Origin of the sequence: Comamonas kerstersii (genome assembly GCF_008801935.1) — a bacterium.
GTDB classification, from domain to species: domain Bacteria; phylum Pseudomonadota; class Gammaproteobacteria; order Burkholderiales; family Burkholderiaceae_C; genus Comamonas; species Comamonas kerstersii.
Map to the genome: position 1 here is coordinate 1 of NZ_VZOT01000035.1, position 372 is coordinate 372.

1 rRNA gene is annotated in these 372 nt (G+C 47.3%); it reads right to left on the reverse strand.

The window, feature by feature from the left end:
* Nucleotides 1-253: 253 nt before the first annotated feature.
* A 5S ribosomal RNA gene (gene rrf, locus F7P80_RS16655) occupies nucleotides 254-366 on the reverse strand.
* Nucleotides 367-372 lie beyond the last annotated feature (6 nt).

The following is a 372-nucleotide window of genomic DNA, read 5'->3' on the forward strand; positions in this document are numbered from 1 at the left end:
GCGTTTGATTTGGCAATTCGCCTTCAAACGCCCACGCTTATCGGCTGTATCTTGTTAAAGATGCCTTGAAGATCAATTTCTTCAAGTTTCGTTCGCTGCGATCAGCGAAGCCTTGTATTGTAGCACCAATTTCTTAGCACTTTTAAAACGTCTTGCGTTTTCTTTTCACTTCAGAAGATCTTTTTTCAGATCTCACCCTAAAGGGAAGAGAAAACGCCCAGTCGCTCGACTGGGCGTTTCTTCGGTTGTAAGAGCCTGGCGATGACCTACTTTCACACGGGAATCCGCACTATCATCGGCGCAAAGTCGTTTCACGGTCCTGTTCGGGATGGGAAGGAGTGGGGCCAACTTGCTATGGTCACCAGGCATAAA